The organism is Ornithinimicrobium kibberense (genome assembly GCF_006519705.1).
GTDB lineage: Bacteria > Actinomycetota > Actinomycetes > Actinomycetales > Dermatophilaceae > Ornithinicoccus > Ornithinicoccus kibberensis.
The window spans coordinates 39,633-55,802 of sequence record NZ_VFXM01000002.1 but is presented as its reverse complement, the minus strand read 5'-3'; the positions used below and the strand labels follow the sequence as shown (position 1 = coordinate 55,802).

Sequence of the window (16,170 nt, the reverse complement as noted above, 5' to 3'; positions counted from 1 at the left end):
GTGGCTCCTCAGTAGGACAGCACGGTCTCGACGGCGTTGAGCACGCGGTCGAGGTCGGGGAGGAAGACCTCCTCGTGCCGGCTGGGCGGGTAGGGGATGTTGTAGCCGCCGACCCGCAGGACCGGCGCCTCGAGGTGGTAGAAGCAGTGCTCCTGGACCCACGCGGCCATCTCGGCGTGCACGCTGGTGAACGTCTGCGCCTCAGACAGGGTGATCACCCGCCCGGTCCTGGTCACCGACGCCTCGATCGCGTCGGTGTCCATCGGCGAGAGCGAGCGCAGGTCGAGCACCTCGATCGAGGGGCCGTCCTCCAGCTCGGCGGCCTGCGCGGCGGCCATGGCGACCTTGACCATCGGCCCGTAGGTCAGCACGGTGACGTCGCTGCCCTCCTGCCGCACGACGGCCTGGTCCAGGGAGTATGGCGCGTCCGCCAGGTCGGGCGCGCTCCCGTCGCCGAGGTCGAGCATGCCGCGCTCGTGGTAGCGCCGCTTGGGCTCGTAGAAGACGACCGGGTCGTCGCTGGCGATGGCCTGCTGGATCATCCAGTAGGCGTCCTCGGTCGTGGAGGCGGTGACCACGCGCAGCCCGGCGGTGTGCGCGAAGTAGGACTCGTTGGACTCGCTGTGGTGCTCGACCGCCCCGATGCCGCCGCCGTAGGGGATGCGGATGACCATCGGCAGCTTGAGCGTGCCCTGGGAGCGGTAGTGCATCTTGGCGACCTGGGAGACGATCTGGTCGAAGGCCGGGTAGACGAACCCGTCGAACTGGATCTCCACGACCGGGCGGTAGCCGCGCAGGGCCAGGCCGACGGCGGTGCCCATGATCCCGGCCTCGGCCAGCGGCGTGTCCAGGACCCGGTGCTCGCCGAAGTCCTTCTGCAGGCCCTCGGTGATCCGGAAGACCCCGCCGAGCTTGCCGATGTCCTCGCCCATGAGCAGGACCTTGTCGTCGCGCTCCATCGCCGCCCGCATCCCGGCGTTGAGCGCCTTGGCGATCGTGGTCCGCCTCGCGGTGCTGGCCGGGGCGCCGCCCGAGGAGGTGCTGGTCGTCGTCGTCATCGTTCTCCTCCTCAGTCCTCGAAGCCGGCCTGGTAGGCCGCGAACTCGGCGGCCTCGCGCTCGACCAGCGGGTGCGCGTCGGCATACACGTGCTGGAACATCTCCTCGTGCCCGGGGTCGGGCATCGTCTGGCAGGCGTGCCGGATGCGCCGGGCCAGCTCGTCGGCCTCCTCGTGGACGGCGGTGAGCCAGTCCTCGTCGACGATCCCCTCGGTCAGGAGGTACTTCTTCATCCGGTCGACCGGGTCCTTGGCCTTCCAGACGTCGACCTCGGCGGAGATGCGGTACTTCGTCGGGTCGTCCGAGGTGGTGTGCGCGCCCATCCGGTAGGTGAACGCCTCGATCAGCGTGGGCCCCTCCCCCGCCCGGGCGCGGTCGAGCGCGGCGCGGGTGACGGCGTACGAGGCCAGCACGTCGTTGCCGTCGACCCGCACGCCGGGGAAGCCGAACCCGTCGGCGCGGCGGTACGGCGGGACGCGGAACTGGCGTTCGTTGGGCTCGGAGATCGCCCAGTGGTTGTTCTGCACGTAGAAGACGACCGGCGCGTTGGACACCGAGGCGAAGACGAGGGCCTCGTTGAAGTCGCCCTGGGCGGTGCCGCCGTCGCCGGTGAAGGCCATCACGGCCGTGTCCCGCTCCGGGTCGCCGGTGGCGACGTCGCCGTCGAGCTGGACGCCCATCGCGTAGCCGACGCCGTGCAGCATCTGGTTGCCGATGACGATCGTGTAGAGGTGGAAGTTGTTCTCGTTGCTGTCCCAGCCGCCGTGGTTGACCCCGCGGAACATGCCGAGCAGGTTCTCCGGCGGGACGCCCTTGCACCAGGCCACCCCGTGCTCGCGGTAGCCGGGGAAGGCGTAGTCCTGCGGCCGCATCGCCCGGCCGGCGCCGACCTGGGCGGCCTCCTGCCCGAGCAGGCTGGGCCACAGCCCCAGTTCACCCTGGCGCTGCAGCGCGAAGCCCTCGGCGTCGACGCGGCGCACGAGGATGAGGTCGCGCAGCATCCCCCGCATCGCCTCGTCGTCGACGTCGTCGAGGAAGGACAGGTAGGGCGCGCTCACCTCGGTCGGCTCGACCCGGGTGCCGTCGGCGGCGAGGAACTGGACCATGTCCGGGCCACCGTCGGTGATGTCCCGCTCAGGCGGCTCGTGCGTGCTGGGCGCGGTGGACCGCGCGACTTCCTCGTCGCTCAACGCTGACTCCTTCATCGGTGCGGCGGCGTGCCGCGGCGTGACGGTGACGGCTTCGTTCGGTGGCAGGCTACCTCACCGCCCAGGGCCTGCCGGACGTGCACGTCAACCACCCACGAGGGGGTATGCGGAGGCGCCCCGCGGGTGCGCTACCGCCCCGTCGGGAGGTGCTCGGCGAGGAACTCCTCGGCCTGCGCCCACGCCTCCCGGCTGGCCCGCTCGTGGTGGAACATCGGGTTGGGGTTGTCGAAGGCGTGGCCCGCGCCCTCGTGCAGCTCGAAGCGCACCTGCTCCCGGGTGCCGCCGGCGGTGACGGCCTCGCGGATCTGCTCGACCTGCTCCATGGGGATGTAGCTGTCGGCCGTGCCGAAGACGTGCAGGCTGGGGCAGGTGACGTGCCCGGCCCGGTCCAGCAGCCCGGGCAGCGCCGAGCCGTAGAAGCTGACCAGCGCAGCGACCGGCGTCTGCGCCTGGGCCGCGCGGGCGGCCACGTCGAAGGCGAGCCCGCCGCCGAAGCAGAAGCCGACCAGCCCGACCGCGAGGTCGTCGACCTCGGGCATCGCCACGAGCGCGTCCCGGGCGCCCAGGACGTCGCGGGCGGCCAGCTCCCAGTCGACCTGGCCGACGAGGCCCATGGCGGTGCCGAGCACGTCGGGGTCGTCGTCCTCGACCGCGACGACCGGCGGGTCGAGGCGACCGAAGATCTGGGGGGCGAGCACGGCATACCCCAGCGCGGCGAGGTCGGCGCCGCGGGAGCGGACGTAGTCGCTGAGCCCGAAGATCTCCTGCACCAGGACCAGCCCGGGCACGGGGGCGTCGGCCGAGGCCCCCTCGGGCAGCCAGAGCAGGCCGGGCAGCGCCCCGTCGGCGGTGGGGATCTCGTGCGGGACCGGCTCGATCATCGGCTCACTCCCGACCGTCGGGCAGCAGCATGTCGACCACCGTGGCGACGGCGCCGACGATGATGCCGCCGAGGACGGCGTCCCAGAAGAAGGACTGCACGGTGAAGTCGAGGCCGACCACCCCGGAGAGCCAGGAGGTCAGCAGCAGCATCAGCGCGTTGATGACGATGAGGAACAGCCCCAGGGTCAGCACGACCAGGGGCAGGGAGACCAGCTTTAGCAGCGGCTTGACCAGGGCGTTGACCAGCCCGAAGATGACGGCCACCCCGACGATGGTCAGCACCTTGTTGGTGCCGGACCCGCCGAACTCGATGCCGTCGAGCAGCAGGGAGGCCACCCAGAGGGCCACGCCGTTGGCGATGATCTGCATGAGGATGCTCATGGGACCATCGTGGCACGCGGCACCGACAGCCGCCTCGCCCTGACCCGGCTGCCGCCACGTGTGTCGCCCCGCCTCACTAGGCTTCGCCCCATGACGTCCGAGCAGCCCGCCGACCGGCCCGTCCCCGTCCGCCTGCGCGAGGCGCTGGCGAAGGTGCCCGCCTACTCCCCCGGGAGGCCGCCGGCACCGGTGGAGGGGATGACCGCCTACAAGATCTCCTCCAACGAGAACCCGTTCCCGCCGCTGCCCTCGGTGGTGCGGGCCGTGGCGGACGCGGCGGCGACGATGAACCGCTACCCCGACATGGGCGTGGTCGCGCTGACCCAGGCGCTCGCGGAGCACCTCGGCGTGCCGGCCGGGCACCTGGCCACCGGCACCGGCAGCGTGGCCGTGCTGGCCCAGCTCGTGCAGATCACCTGCGAGCCCGGCGACGAGGTCGTCTACGCGTGGCGCAGCTTCGAGGCCTACCCGATCGTCGTGGCGCTCTCCGGCGCGACCTCGGTGCAGGTGCCGCTGACGGCCGACGCGCGGCACGACCTCGACGCGATGGCCGAGGCGGTCACCGACCGGACCCGGCTGGTGCTGGTCTGCACGCCCAACAACCCGACCGGGCCGGCCGTCACGGGCGACGAGCTGCGGGCGTTCGTGGCCAAGGTCCCGCGCGACGTGGTGGTGGTCATCGACGAGGCCTACCTGGAGTTCACGACCGAGGAGTCGGTGCCGGACGCGCTGGCGTTCTACCGCGAGCACCCCAACGTGGTCGTGCTGCGCACCTTCTCCAAGGCCTACGGCCTGGCCGGGCTGCGGGTGGGGTATGCCGTGGCGCAGGAGGAGGTCGCGACGGCGCTGCGCAAGGCGGCCACGCCGTTCGGGGTCACCGACCTGGCGCAGCAGGCGGCGATCGCCTCGCTCGCGGCCCGGGACGAGCTCATGGTCCGGGTCGAGCAGCTGGTGGCCGAGCGGGAGCGGGTGCACGCCGCGCTGGTCGAGCAGGGCTGGGACGTGCCCGCCGCGCAGGGCAACTTCGTGTGGCTGCCGCTGGGCGAGGACGCGGTGCCGTTCGCGCAGGCCTGCCAGGCGCGGGCGCTGACCGTGCGGCCGTTCGCGGGCGAGGGCGTGCGCTGCTCGATCGGGGAGACCGAGGCCAACGACCGGCTCCTCGGGATCGCCGGGGAGTGGCTGCACAGCCGGGAGTGACCCGGCCGGTGGCCTGCCCGCCGGTGCCCTGCCGGTCGGCGGTCTACCAGTCCTCCAGGCGGTGCATCGCGATCCGGGTGAACGTGGCCACGCCGTAGGTCACGCCGAACCCGACGACCAGGACGAACAGGGTCGGCAGCCACACGCCGTCGCCCCCCAGCTCGATGGCCAGGTCGAAGAACCACGGCACCGTGATGCCGATGGCCCCGGCGACCGCCACCCAGACCGGCCGCGCCGCCCGGCCCGCCGTCATCTGGGCCGGGGCGGCGATGACCGCGAGCGTGCCGAAGGCCATGAAGAGGGAGAACGCCTCGCCGAACCCACGGTCGATGCTCCAGGACTGGCCGGAGATCCAGCCGAGGACCCCGCCGATCAGCATGATCGACCACGCGCGACCGGGGTGACCGGTCACGACGGCGTCGGAGCCGCTCGGCGAGAGGGTCACCTCAGGCGCCCTGCCAGACCACGTCGAAGGGTGCCGCGCTGGCCAGCCGTCCCTCGATCCCGCGGGTGACGAACTCCTTGGCGGCCTTGGCCGCGCCGAACGGGTCGTCGCCCAGCGCGAGGCGGGCGGCCACGGCGGCGGCCAGGGTGCAGCCGGCCCCGGCGACCTGCGCGCCGTCGCCCAGCTTGGGGGCGGCGAGGACCTCGGTGCGCTCGGCGTCGACGTAGACGTCCAGCGCCTCGTCGCCGGGCAGGTGCACCCCGCCCTTGGCCAGCACGATGGCTCCGGAACTCTCGTGGATCCGCCGGGCGGCCTCGGTGAGCTCCTCGACCGTCTCGATGGAGTCCATGCCGGACAAGGACATCGTCTCGAAGTGGTTGGGGGTGACGAAGGTGGCCAACGGCAGCACCTGGGCCTTGAGCGCCTCGTCGGTGTCGAGCGCGGCGCCGGGCTCCTGGCCCTTGCAGATGAGGACCGGGTCGAGGACGACGTGCTCGAACTGCCGCTGCTGCAGCGCCTCGGCGACCGTGCCGATGGTGGCGGGCGTGCCGAGCATGCCGATCTTGGCGACCCGCAGCTGCTCCGGCGGGTAGGTGGTGGTGATGACCTCGAGCTGGTCGGTGATGACCTGCGGGTCGACGGGGACGAACCGGTGGTTCCAGTCGTCCTTGGGGTCGAAGGAGACGATGCAGGTCAGGGCCATGCAGCCGAAGACGCCGTGCTGCTGGAAGGTCTTGAGGTCGACCTGGGCGCCGGCGCCGCCGGTGGCCTCGGAGCCGGCGATGGTGAGTGCGACAGGAGGGGTGTGCATCCCTCGATGATCGCAGGTGCCCCGGGCAGGGTGCGAACGACCGCCTCAGCGGCGGACGGGGCTGATCGCCTGGCCGGCGTACTCGACCACCTGGCCCGGACGGACCTGGGTGCCGCGTCGCACGACGATCTCGCCGTCGACGCTGACCTCGCCGTTCTCCACGACCATCCGGGCCATGGCGCCGTCCTGCACGAGGTTGCCCAGCTTGAGCAGCTGGCCGAGTCGGATCGACTCGTCCCGGATCGGCACCAGCTCGACCGGGATCCCCTCGGAGCCCGGGTCCTGCCCGCCCTGGCCGGGGGTCACGACGCGGGCTCGGCGGGACCGGACCCGTCCTGCCCCGCCTCGTCCTGGTCCTCGGGCAGCAGGCTGGGCTCGAGCAGGTCCTGGTGCTCGGGGTGCTGCTCCATCCAGGCGCGCACGTACGAGCAGGTGGGCCGCAGGTTCATCTTCTCGGCCCGGATCTCCCGCACGGCCTCCTCGACGAGCCTGTCGGCCACGCCCTTGTTGCGGTGGGCCGGCTCCACGAGGGTGTGGTGCAGGTCGACCGTGTTGCCGGTGGTGTCGTAGGACAGGTGCCCCACCACGTCCTCCCCGCTCATGGCCTCCCAGCGGGACTCGGCGGGACGGTGCACGACTGCGACGTTGGTCATGCGCCCCAGCCTAGCGGCGAGCCCCGTCACAGCCACCCGACGCGGTCGGCGAGCACCGCATACCCCACGAACGCCACGACGTCGAGGAGGGTATGGGCCACGACGAGCGGCATGACCCGGCGCGTGCGCGTGTAGACCCACCCGAGCAGCAGCCCCATCGCCACGTTGCCGACGAACCCGCCGAAGCCCTGATAGGCGTGGTAGGTGCCGCGGACCAGCGCCGACACCACGACGACCGTCACCGTCGACCAGCCCGCCTGGGACCACCGGCGGAAGAGGTAGCCGACCATGACGACCTCCTCGAGCAGCGCGTTCTGCACCGAGGCGAGGACGAGCACGGGCACCGCCCACCACACCTGCGGCAGGTTCGCCGGGGCGATGGTGGTGCTCAGGTCCAGGGCGCGGGCCCCGAGATACAGGCCCAGGCCGGGTATGCCGATCGCGGCGGCCAGGGCGGTCCCGTGCAGCAAGTCCCGGGTCGGCCGGGTCAGGTCCAGGCCCATGAGCCGGTGCGGCGGGCCGGCGGCGTGGGCAGCACCGGGCGTGACGAGGGTGCCCGGGGTGCCGAGGGCGCCGGGGACGGCGGGCCCCGGGTCGCGGGCCAGCAGGTGGAGGGCGAGCAGGACGGGGACGAGCGCGAGGGTGACGTCGGCCAGCTGGTAGGCCAGGTCGAGCCAGGGCCGGTCGGGCACCCGGCTGGTGTTCATGGCCGTGGTCTGGGCCGAGAGCGGGGCCTCGGCGGTGAGCTTGCGGACCAGCGACAGCAGGGACCAGACGGCGGAGGCGCCGAGGCTGAGCCCGAGCACGAGCACCGTCTCGGTGAGCAGCGTGCGGCGGTCGGTCGTGGTCACCGGGTCACGGTAGCCGGGGCGAGCCGTCAGTCAGTCAGTGGTCGTCCCAGTCGTCGTCATCGTCGTCGTCCCAGTCGTCATCGTCCCAGTCTTCATCGTCGTCCCAGTCGTCGTCGTGGACGACGACGGGCGGGGGCTGGACCGGCACGGGCTGGACGGTCGCCGGCCGGGGCGCAGGGGCCGGCTCCTCTGCCGCCTTCTCGGCGGCCTCCTTCTCGGCGGCCTCCCGCTCGGCCTCAGCCTGCTCGGCGGCCTCGGCAGCCTCCTCGGCGCGGATGGCCTCGATGGCCTCCCGCACGCGCAGGCGCAGGTCGGCAGAGGCCCCCAGGAGGACGTCGACGACCTGGCCGGCCCGCGCAGCCTCCTGGGCCTCGGCAGCCTCCTGGACTTCGGCCCCGTCCTGCTCGTCGAGGGACGGTTCGTCGGCCGCGCTGGCAGGCTCGGTGCTCCGCGGAGCAGTCTCCTCCTCCCCCGGGACCACCGGGGGCCCGTCCAGACCGGCAGCCTCGGCGAGCTCGCGCGTCGTGGCCAGGTCGGCCTCGCCGGTGATGACGACCCCGGCGCGGTCCTGCCCCGCCTCGGCGGTCGCGTCGAACCACAGCCACACCCCGGTGAGACCGACGAGCAGCAGCGCGATGGCTGACGCGAGGACCTTCATGAGACCCAGAATGCCCGGTCGGCAGGAGAGGGCCGTGAGACGTCGATGAGAGAACTCTCATCCGCCCGCTCCCACCGGTCCTCGGCCCACCGGGCGACCGTCTCCCGCCACTGCGGACGGAAGGCGTAGACGCAGACCAGCCGCACCACCGTCGCCAGCTCGGCGACCGCCCAGCGGTCGGCGTCGTCGACGACGGAGCGCGCCGCGGCCACCACCACCCCGGAGGCCGTGGCCGACCAGAGCCCCTGGGCCCGGCGCAGGTCGGCGTGGACGGCCAGGTTGACCGGGTCCAGCACCGGGTCGGCCAGGCAGGCGGTGTCCAGGTCGAGCACCCCGAGCCGTCGCCCGACCGGCGCGGCTCCGTCCCAGAGCAGCTGCTTGTCGTGCAGGTCGCGGTGCGTGGGGACCAGCCGGACGGGGTCGCCGGCCTCCCTCAGCCGGTCCGCGACCTCCCGGCCGCGCCGGGCCCAGAGGTCGTCGAGCAGCCCGGCCTCGACGGCCCGGCCCACCCAGGTCTCCACCACCCCGGCCTCGTCGTCCCCGGTGTGGGTCGGGAGCCCAGCCGCCGCGGCGTCCCCCGGCCCGAGCGCCTGCAGGCGGGTCCACGCCTGGGCCCAGGCACGCCATACCTCGGTCCAGCCCGGGTCCGCGGAGAGTTCGTGCACCGACCGCCCGGGCAGCACCGCGAAGGTGACGGTGTCCTCGTCGCTGCCCAGCACCTCCGGGGCCGCAAGACCGGCGGCCCGGGCCAGCGCCGCCCCGGCCGCCCCGGCCCGCGCGACCGCGGGGGCCCGACCTGGTCGGAGCACCTTGACGTAGGCGTCGGCGGTCCGCACGACCGCGCGCCGCCCGGCCCGGTGCACGACGACCTCGCCCAGGGGGGCGACCCTGGACAGCGCGGGCAGGCGGGGGTCGGTGCCGGGCGGCAGCACCCGGGGTATGCCGTCGGGCCCCACGGTCCCGGCCCGCAGCCTCCCGTCGGCGTCGCGTCCCTCGACGGTGGTCTCGCGGACCCCGTCCCGGGCACGACCGGGCCAGGCACGCTGGACGGTGATGACCTGCCTGCCGGGCGCCCGCTCCGCCCAGGCGTCCTCCTCCTGGGCCAGCCGGGCGGCCAGCAGGGAGCGCCGCGCGGTCTCGACCTGCCACCCCGGTCGCTGCCCGCGCCAGGGCTCGGCCACCCGGGCCAGGAGCGCTGCCGCGGCCCAGGCACCGGGCACGGCGACGGGCCGTCCGGTCCTGGTGGCGTACCCCTCGCCCAGCGCCGCGAGCCCGCCCGGCGCGTCCAGGACCGGGTCGTCCGACGCGAGCGCGGTGGCCAGCAGGACGGCGTGGTCGAGGACCGGGGCACCGAGCGCGGCCCGGTCGAGGTCGAGGAGCCGCACGACCGGGGCCGGCGTCTTGCCGGCCACGACGCACTGGTCCAGGGAGAAGTCCCCGTGCACCACGACCTGCGGCAGGTGGGGGCCGGGGTCCTGCTCCGGCAGCCGGGCCAGGGCGCGGGCGGCGGCGGACGCGGCCCCCGGCGCGACCTGCTCCAGGAGGGCGACCGAGTCGGCCGCGGCGGCACGCAGCTGGGCCCAGCCGCGGCGCGGCAGGTCGGGCAGCAGGGCGGGGTCGGCGCGGTGCAGCCGGCCGAGTGCCTCGCCCACGGCGCGCTGGGTCACGAGGTCCGTCGTGCCCGAGGCGTCCCGGCCGGGGACCCACGACCAGACGGAGGTGCGGGACGAGGCGGCCGGGTGGGCGCGCCACGACCCGACGACGGGCACGCCGGCGGCGGCCAGCGGCCGGGTCGTGCCCACCAGCCGGCGGCGGTGCCGGTCCTCGGTGACGCGCAGGACGAGGTCGTCGTGCCTCAGGACGAGACGACGCAACGGGTTGTAGCGCAGGACGGTCGCGTCCTGCACAGTGAGCACCCGGGCGACCCGCGCCAGCTCGCGGGCCAGCCGGGGGTCGGTCGCGACCGGCCCCCACTGGACGACCGTGTCCCGGCCGGGAAGCTCGGCCTCGCGCAGCTCGCCGGCCAGGCCCACCTCGTCGGCCACGGCCCTGGCCTTGTCGCCCTTGACCCGGGCCTGGCCGGTCAGGGTCCGGACCCACCCCCACGGCCGGTCGTCCTCGTCCATCAGCGTGGCGGTCGCGCTCACCCCCGGCTTGGCGCGCAGGTGGGTGGCCCGGACAGGGCGACCTACCAGGACCGTCAGCCGGTCGGGGTCCAGCAGCAGGGACAGGCCCGCGTCGCCCAGGCTCACGAGACGCTCCGCAGGGCGGTCTGCTCTCCGGCCCCGGCCGTCTCCTCCTCCAGCACCCGCTCCAGCGGTGCGTCCTGCGGCGGGCCGTCCCAGGTGACCCGGCCGCCCTCCACGACGACCACCCGGTCGGCCCGGCGGGCGGTCTGCGCGTCGTGCGTGACGACGAGGCAGGTCCGTCCGCGGGAGAGCTGCTCGATCGCCCGGCTGACCAGCTCGACGTTCTCCGGGTCCAGCCCGGTCGTGGGCTCGTCGAGCAGCAGCACCGGGGCGTCCCGCAGGAACGCCCGGGCCAGCGAGATCCGCTGCCGCTGACCGCCCGAGAGGCTGCCGCCACGCTCGGTGACGAGCGTCCGCATACCCTCCGGCAGGGCCCGGGTGAACTCGTCCACCCCGGCCAGCCGGGCGGCCCGGGCGACCTCGGCGTCGGTGGCGCCGGGGCGGCCGTGGCGGATGTTGTCCTCGACGGTGCCGGTGAACAGAACGGCCTCCTGCTGCACGAGCGCGGTCTGCGCGCGCAGCTCGCCGACGTCGAGGCGGCGCAGGTCGATCCCGTCGAGCCGGACGCTGCCCTGGTCGGGGTCGACGAGGCGCAGCGCGAGGGCGACGAGCGTCGACTTGCCCGAGCCCGACGGCCCGACCAGCGCGACCTGCTGGCCCGCGGGGACATGCAGGGAGAACCGGTCGAGCACCGGGACGCCCGGCACGAACGACAGGTCGACGTCCCGCCACTCCAGTTCCCCCCGGACGGTGCGCGGCAGCGGCGTCGGCTCGGCCGGGGAGGTGATGTCGGGGGTGACGTCGAGCAGGTCGGCGACCCGTTCGCCGGAGGCGGCGGCGCGGGCGATGCGGCCGGTGTACTTGGCCATGTCGCGCAGCGGCTTCATCGCCGTCTTGAGGTAGGTCAGGACGATGACCAGGTCGCCGGGGGTCATCGCGCCCTGGACCACCCGCAGCCCGCCGATGAACAGCACCGCCGCGGTCGCGACCCCGACCAGCACGTCGGTGCGCCGCTCCAGCCCGGCCGCCAGCCGCTTGGCCTGCACGCCGTCCTTGAGCGAGCGGGCGTTGGAGCCGCGGAAGTGCTGCGCGCGGTCCTCCTCCATCCCGTAGGCGTGCACGTGCGTCATACCCGCGAGCGTCTCCTGGGCGATGTTGGCCAGGTCGCCCTCGCTGCGGCGGGTCTTGCGGGAGGCGTGCGTGATCCGGCTGCTGCTGCGCGGCGAGGACAGCGCGAAGAGCACGACCGCGGCCAGGGCGACGACGGCGATGACCGGGTCGAGCCAGGTGATGACGCCCAGCATCGCGATCAGCGTGACGACGTTGACCAGCAGCGGCATACCGGCGGAGACGGCCGCCTCCTGCAGCCGGCCCACGTCGGCGACGAGCCGCTGGACGGTGTCGCCCGAGCGGGCGGTGCCGTGGAACGTCCGGCTCAGCGACTGCACGTGGTCGAACGCCCGCGCGCGCAGGGCCGTGGCGATCCGCGACCCGCCGAGCGCGAACGCAACGGTCGCACCGAAGTTGCACACCGCCCGCAGGCCGATGATCGAGACGGCTGCGAGCGCGCAGGCCAGGAGCAGCTGGACGCCGGCGGTCGGGCCGGGCTCGCCCAGGTCGGCGCCCAGGCTGCGGGTCACCGCGTCGACGACGAGCTTGGTCGGCCACGGCTCGAGGATCCGGAAGACGACCTCGAGCAGCAGCAGCCCGCCCCCGCCGGCGAGCAGCAGCCGCTGCCCGGGCAGGTGCGGGCGCAGCAGCCCCAGGGTGCGGCGCAGGGCGGAGGGGCTGAGGGTGTCACGCGACGCCACGGGCACCTCCGGGGTATGGAGTCGCGCCGGCGGGCGCGTCCGCCGTCCGGGCGAGGCCCGGGTGGGGGTCGCCGGGCCGTCCCAGCGGGGCGAGGGTGGCGTCCAGCACCGCGTGCCAGGAGTGGTGCTCGACCATCAGCGCGCGGCCGGCCCGGCCCAGCTCCTGCGCGCGGGCCGGGTCGGCGACGAGGTCGTCGATCGCCCGGGCCAGGGCGGCGGGGTCGGACGGCGGGACGAGCAGGCCGGTGCGGCCGTGCTCGACGACCTGCGGGATCTGGCCGATCCGCGAGGCGACGACGGGCAGGGCGGCCGCGGCGTACTCGTAGACCTTGAGCGGGGAGAAGTAGTGGTCGCCCGACTCCGGGTAGGGCGCCACGGCTACGAGCGCCCCCTCGAGTGTGCCCGGGACCTGGTCGGGCGCGACGGCCCCGACCAGCTCGACGGGCCGGCCGCAGGTGGCGGCCAGCTCCTCGACCGCCGAGCGCTGGGGCCCGTCGCCGACGATCCGCAGCCGCCAGGGACGGCGGGCCAGGGCTGCTCCGCGGAGCAGGTCCTCGACGCCGTGCCACGGCTTGAGCGTGCCGACGAAGACGACGACCGGGTCGTCGGACAGGTCGGGGGTGGTCGGGCGGATCCGGTCGGTGTTGACGCCGTTGGGCGTGACGACGACCGCGGGGCCAACGCCCTGACCGATGTGCGCCGCTGTCGTGTCACATCGGTCGTCCGGGCGACCGATGTGACACGACTGCCGTGCCTGCCGATCGTGCTCGCCGCGCACCCAGTCGGCGACCGGCTCGGACACGCAGGCGACGACGTCGGCGGCGGCCAGCTGGTCGGCCAGCGCCTCCCGGGCGGCGGTCTCGTCGACGAGGACGCGGTGGGTGCGCTGCTCGTCGATGAGCGGGGCGTTGACCTCCAGGATCGTGGCGACGTCGGCACCACGCGCGTCCAGCACGTCCTGCACCTGCCCCAGGACGGTGGAGAACAGCGAGTAGCGCTCGTGCACCACGTCGGGCGCCAGCTCGGTCACCATCCGGGCCAGCTGCGCGGCCGCCCGCTGCTGGGCCCGCTCACGCTCGGCGACCTGCACGGTCCGCGAACGCTCCCGCGGCACCTTGGCGACCGGCACGACGTGCACGGGGAGGTCCGCCAGGTCGGCGGGGACGTCGTCGCCACGGCGGACGGCGAAGACCTCGACGCGGGCACCGCGGGCCCGCCAGGCCCGGACGAGCTCCTGGATGTGCACGCTGGCGCCCTTGGTCCCGAAGACCGGGATGCCCGGGTCGGCGCAGACGTAGGCGACGGTGAGGCTCATCGCGCACCGGCCAGGGTCGGGACGGCACCCGTCGGCTCCGCGGCAGCACCGTCGCCACCATCCGCGAAGACGCCCTCGACGGCGTCGTCGGCACCCTCCCCGGCCCGCGGCATACCCTCGAGCGCGGCCAGCCGACGGCTCTGGCGGGCGGTGTCGAACTCCCTCTCCACCAGCGCCCGGGCGGCCCGGGCGACCTCCACCCGCGGCCACGACGGGTCGGCGACCTCGGCGAGGGCGGCGGCGAGCCGTTCGGCCAGGTCGGAGGGGTCGGCGCCCAGGAGGATGCCGGTGGCCGGACCCTGCTCCCCGGCCGGGTGGACCGCCTCCGGGATGCCGGTCACGTCGCTCGCGATGCAGGGGACGCCGCTGGCCATCGCCTCGAGGAGCACGGTCGGCAGGCCGTCGGCGTTGCCGTCCGCGCCGACGACGCAGGGCGCGACGAGGACGTCGGCGGCGGCCAGCTCCTCGACGAGCTCGGCCTGGCTGCGGGGCCCGAGGAGCTGGACGGTCTCGCCCAGCCCGGCGGCCTCGACCTGGGCGGTGAGGTCGGCCTTCAGCTCGCCGTCGCCGACGATCCGCACGTCGAGCGGCAAGCGCTCGGGCCCGGTCGCCCCCTCCCCCTTGCCGGCCAGCAGCCGGGCCGCCTCGACGAGGTGGCCGAAGCCCTTCTTCTCCACGAGACGCCCGACGGCCAGCACCCGCAACGGGCCCTGCGGCTCCTGCGGGTCGCGGTAGCGGAACCGCCCCAGCTCCAGCCCGTTGCGCACGAGCACGACCTTGTCGGCCAGCGCCGGGTCGATGTCCAGCAGGAACCGGCGGTTGAAGTCGCTGATCGCCACGACCCGCTCGGCCCGGTGGAGCACCTCGCCCAGCACGACCCGGTCGACGCTGTCGTGAAAGAGGTCCTTGGCGTGCGTGGTGACGGTGTAGGGGATGCCGGTCAGGGCGGAGGCGATCGCGGTCGCCCACGAGGCCATCGACGCGAAGTGCACGTGCACGTGGGTGATGCCGTCGGCGCGCAGCCGCAGCGCCAGGTCCACGCCCTGGGCGACCACGGACGGGTCGAGCCGGACGAGCAGCGGCATCAGCGCGCCGAACCGCTCGCCGAACCCAGGCAGCTCGGCCTGCGCGCGGGCCAGCACGTCCCACTCGGTGGCCAGCTTGTGCGGCCGCGGCAGGTGGGTGACCGGCGCGCGCACCTGGGCCAGCTGCGGGTGGAAACGGGCGTCGCTGGTCGGCCGCAGCGCGTAGATCGCCAGCTCCTCCCCCGCCGCCTCCCGCGCCAGGATCTCGGTGACGACGAAGGTCTCGGAGAACCGCGGGTAGACCTTGAGCACGTAGGCGGTGCGGCGGGTCGGGGTGACGGTCTCAGCCGGCATGGCGCAGCTCCTCGGGTCGGGCGGCAGGGGTGGGGTATGCGGTCACGCGGGCGGGGTGGGCGGCCTCCGCCTGGGCGGGGGTCGCCTCGCAGGTCAGCCGGGCCGTCGAGCGCACGACCGTGGACAGCCCGGCCAGGTCGAGGGAGCTCCGGTCGACCCGGCGGCCGAGGACGGAGGCCCACCAGCCGCTGATCCGCTCCGGCGTCAGGTCGCCCTGGCGCAGCACGTCGGCGGCGCCCACGGCGGTCAGGCCCTCGGCGCGGATCAGCTGCTCGCGCCGGGGCCAGTCGCGGGGGACGAGCAGGGCGGGGACGTCGGTGGCCATGGTCTCGGCGACCGTGTTGTAGCCGGCCATCGAGACGGTCGCGACGGCCTGCCGGATGAGACCGCCGGCGTCGGGGACCGACCGGACGACCCGGGTGGAGGGGCCGGCCGCCCGTTCGACCTCGCGGTGGTCGGCGTCGGTCATCTGGGGACCGGTGACGACGACGTGGTGGTGGCCGGCGGGCACCTCGGCGGCCGCGGCGGCCCGGCACAGCGCGGTGCCGTCGCTGCCGCCGCCGGCCGTGGTGATGAGGTAGGGCCGTGCCGGGTGCAGGTCGTCGGGGTCCTCGGCCCGGCCGTGGGCGAGGTAGCCCTGGTAGCGGACCAGGTCGTGGAGGGCCTCGGGCAGCTCGCCGGTGGTCCGCAGGTCGTGGACGCGCGGGTCGCCGTAGACCCAGATCTCGTCGAACAGCTCGCGCACGAGGGACGCGGGCGTGCGGGCCCACTCGGCCGCGACGGCGGCGGGGTCGTCGAGGACCTCGCGCAGGCCCAGGACCGTGCGGGCCCCGGGGCGGGTGGCCCGCAGCTCGGCGAGGGCGGGGGCCAGCTCGCCGTCGACGCCCAGCGCGTGCCGGTCGACGACGACCAGGTCGGGCGCGAAGGCGGTGAGGGTGGCGCGGACGATCTCGCTGCGCAGGCCCGTGACGGCGGCCATCCCGATGCCCAGGCTGCGTGGGCCGTAGGAGGTGCCGTTCTTGCCGACCCCGGGCAGGGTGACCACGTCGAAGCCCTCGGGGACCGACGCCCCGGAGGTGCCGGCCACGCCGTTGACGAGCAGGCCGGTGACCTGGCGTCCGGTGAGCCCGGGCAGCCCGTCGGCGAGCGCGTGCGCCAGGGCGCGGTTGCGGCGGAAGTGGCCCAGGCCCTGGGAGTCGTGGGAGTAGAAGACCACCCGGACCGGTTCCGGCACGGCATACCTGCTCATGGTCGTCCTCCTCGTCCCGACCG

16 protein-coding genes are annotated in these 16,170 nt (G+C 74.6%); 1 reads left to right on the top strand and 15 read right to left on the bottom strand.

Annotated features, from left to right (window positions below):
- Positions 1-8: 8 nt before the first annotated feature.
- The 4 genes from FJR00_RS01710 to FJR00_RS01695 form a co-directional block, all read right to left on the bottom strand.
- Positions 9-1,058 carry an alpha-ketoacid dehydrogenase subunit beta gene (locus tag FJR00_RS01710; RefSeq protein WP_075957980.1) on the bottom strand — a complete coding sequence of 350 codons (1,050 nt, stop codon included), beginning with the start codon at positions 1,056-1,058 and terminating at the stop codon, positions 9-11.
- Between the two features lie 11 nt (positions 1,059-1,069).
- Positions 1,070-2,248: a pyruvate dehydrogenase (acetyl-transferring) E1 component subunit alpha gene (gene pdhA / locus FJR00_RS01705; protein ID WP_238330250.1), complete on the bottom strand. Its 1,179-nt coding sequence runs from the start codon at positions 2,246-2,248 to the stop codon at positions 1,070-1,072.
- A 146-nt stretch (positions 2,249-2,394) separates the two neighbouring features.
- A complete protein-coding gene (locus FJR00_RS01700) occupies positions 2,395-3,147 on the bottom strand; it encodes a dienelactone hydrolase family protein (protein WP_141337206.1) in 753 nt (250 codons plus the stop codon).
- 4 nt (positions 3,148-3,151) lie between these two features.
- The gene (locus FJR00_RS01695; protein ID WP_075957978.1) at positions 3,152-3,529 is read right to left on the bottom strand and encodes a phage holin family protein; all 378 of its coding nucleotides are present in this window, start codon (positions 3,527-3,529) and stop codon (positions 3,152-3,154) included.
- Positions 3,530-3,619: 90 nt separating this feature from the next.
- Here FJR00_RS01695 and hisC point away from each other — a divergent pair, with 90 nt between their 5' ends.
- Positions 3,620-4,726, top strand: a complete 1,107-nt coding sequence (gene hisC, locus FJR00_RS01690; protein WP_141337205.1) for a histidinol-phosphate transaminase — start codon at positions 3,620-3,622, stop codon at positions 4,724-4,726.
- A gap of 43 nt (positions 4,727-4,769) precedes the next feature.
- On the opposite strand, the gene FJR00_RS01685 is transcribed toward hisC, so the two are convergent.
- The 11 genes from FJR00_RS01685 to FJR00_RS01635 are packed head-to-tail and all read right to left on the bottom strand — an operon-like array spanning position 4,770 to position 16,147.
- Positions 4,770-5,171 carry a hypothetical protein gene (locus FJR00_RS01685; protein ID WP_141337204.1) on the bottom strand — a complete coding sequence of 134 codons (402 nt, stop codon included), beginning with the start codon at positions 5,169-5,171 and terminating at the stop codon, positions 4,770-4,772.
- 1 nt (position 5,172) lies between these two features.
- A complete protein-coding gene (locus FJR00_RS01680; protein ID WP_141337203.1) occupies positions 5,173-5,982 on the bottom strand; it encodes a bifunctional hydroxymethylpyrimidine kinase/phosphomethylpyrimidine kinase in 810 nt (269 codons plus the stop codon).
- Between the two features lie 45 nt (positions 5,983-6,027).
- Positions 6,028-6,288, bottom strand: coding sequence for an RNA-binding S4 domain-containing protein (locus FJR00_RS01675; RefSeq protein ID WP_238330249.1), 261 nt, complete (start codon positions 6,286-6,288; stop codon positions 6,028-6,030).
- Positions 6,285-6,635 carry a GNAT family N-acetyltransferase gene (locus tag FJR00_RS01670; RefSeq protein ID WP_141337202.1) on the bottom strand — a complete coding sequence of 117 codons (351 nt, stop codon included), beginning with the start codon at positions 6,633-6,635 and terminating at the stop codon, positions 6,285-6,287. The genes FJR00_RS01675 and FJR00_RS01670 overlap by 4 nt, the downstream gene beginning before the upstream one ends.
- A 26-nt stretch (positions 6,636-6,661) precedes the next feature.
- Positions 6,662-7,486 (bottom strand): CPBP family intramembrane glutamic endopeptidase, encoded by an 825-nt coding sequence (locus tag FJR00_RS01665; protein WP_141337201.1) that lies wholly within the window; start codon positions 7,484-7,486, stop codon positions 6,662-6,664.
- Positions 7,487-7,520: 34 nt separating this feature from the next.
- Positions 7,521-8,144, bottom strand: coding sequence for a hypothetical protein (locus FJR00_RS01660; RefSeq protein WP_141337200.1), 624 nt, complete (start codon positions 8,142-8,144; stop codon positions 7,521-7,523).
- On the bottom strand, positions 8,141-10,396 hold the full coding sequence (locus FJR00_RS01655; protein ID WP_141337199.1) for a phosphotransferase: 2,256 nt from the start codon (positions 10,394-10,396) through the stop codon (positions 8,141-8,143). The genes FJR00_RS01660 and FJR00_RS01655 overlap by 4 nt, the downstream gene beginning before the upstream one ends.
- A complete protein-coding gene (locus FJR00_RS01650; RefSeq protein WP_238330248.1) occupies positions 10,393-12,204 on the bottom strand; it encodes an ABC transporter ATP-binding protein in 1,812 nt (603 codons plus the stop codon). Before FJR00_RS01650 ends, FJR00_RS01655 begins: the two co-directional genes overlap by 4 nt.
- Positions 12,191-13,519 carry a glycosyltransferase family 4 protein gene (locus FJR00_RS01645; RefSeq protein WP_141337198.1) on the bottom strand — a complete coding sequence of 443 codons (1,329 nt, stop codon included), beginning with the start codon at positions 13,517-13,519 and terminating at the stop codon, positions 12,191-12,193. The genes FJR00_RS01650 and FJR00_RS01645 overlap by 14 nt, the downstream gene beginning before the upstream one ends.
- Positions 13,516-14,898 (bottom strand): glycosyltransferase, encoded by a 1,383-nt coding sequence (locus FJR00_RS01640; protein WP_141337197.1) that lies wholly within the window; start codon positions 14,896-14,898, stop codon positions 13,516-13,518. Before FJR00_RS01640 ends, FJR00_RS01645 begins: the two co-directional genes overlap by 4 nt.
- The gene (locus tag FJR00_RS01635; RefSeq protein WP_141337196.1) at positions 14,888-16,147 is read right to left on the bottom strand and encodes a glycosyltransferase family protein; all 1,260 of its coding nucleotides are present in this window, start codon (positions 16,145-16,147) and stop codon (positions 14,888-14,890) included. Before FJR00_RS01635 ends, FJR00_RS01640 begins: the two co-directional genes overlap by 11 nt.
- Positions 16,148-16,170: the final 23 nt, after the last annotated feature.

Coding starts and splice junctions, on each gene's coding strand:
- FJR00_RS01710 (WP_075957980.1), bottom strand. CDS start 1,058: ATGACGACGACGACCAGCACCTCCTCGGGCGGCGCCCCGGCCAGCACC.
- FJR00_RS01700 (WP_141337206.1), bottom strand. CDS start 3,147: ATGATCGAGCCGGTCCCGCACGAGATCCCCACCGCCGACGGGGCGCTG.
- FJR00_RS01695 (WP_075957978.1), bottom strand. CDS start 3,529: ATGAGCATCCTCATGCAGATCATCGCCAACGGCGTGGCCCTCTGGGTG.
- hisC (WP_141337205.1), top strand. CDS start 3,620: ATGACGTCCGAGCAGCCCGCCGACCGGCCCGTCCCCGTCCGCCTGCGC.
- FJR00_RS01680 (WP_141337203.1), bottom strand. CDS start 5,982: ATGCACACCCCTCCTGTCGCACTCACCATCGCCGGCTCCGAGGCCACC.
- FJR00_RS01670 (WP_141337202.1), bottom strand. CDS start 6,635: ATGACCAACGTCGCAGTCGTGCACCGTCCCGCCGAGTCCCGCTGGGAG.
- FJR00_RS01660 (WP_141337200.1), bottom strand. CDS start 8,144: ATGAAGGTCCTCGCGTCAGCCATCGCGCTGCTGCTCGTCGGTCTCACC.
- FJR00_RS01645 (WP_141337198.1), bottom strand. CDS start 13,519: ATGAGCCTCACCGTCGCCTACGTCTGCGCCGACCCGGGCATCCCGGTC.
- FJR00_RS01640 (WP_141337197.1), bottom strand. CDS start 14,898: ATGCCGGCTGAGACCGTCACCCCGACCCGCCGCACCGCCTACGTGCTC.
- FJR00_RS01635 (WP_141337196.1), bottom strand. CDS start 16,147: ATGAGCAGGTATGCCGTGCCGGAACCGGTCCGGGTGGTCTTCTACTCC.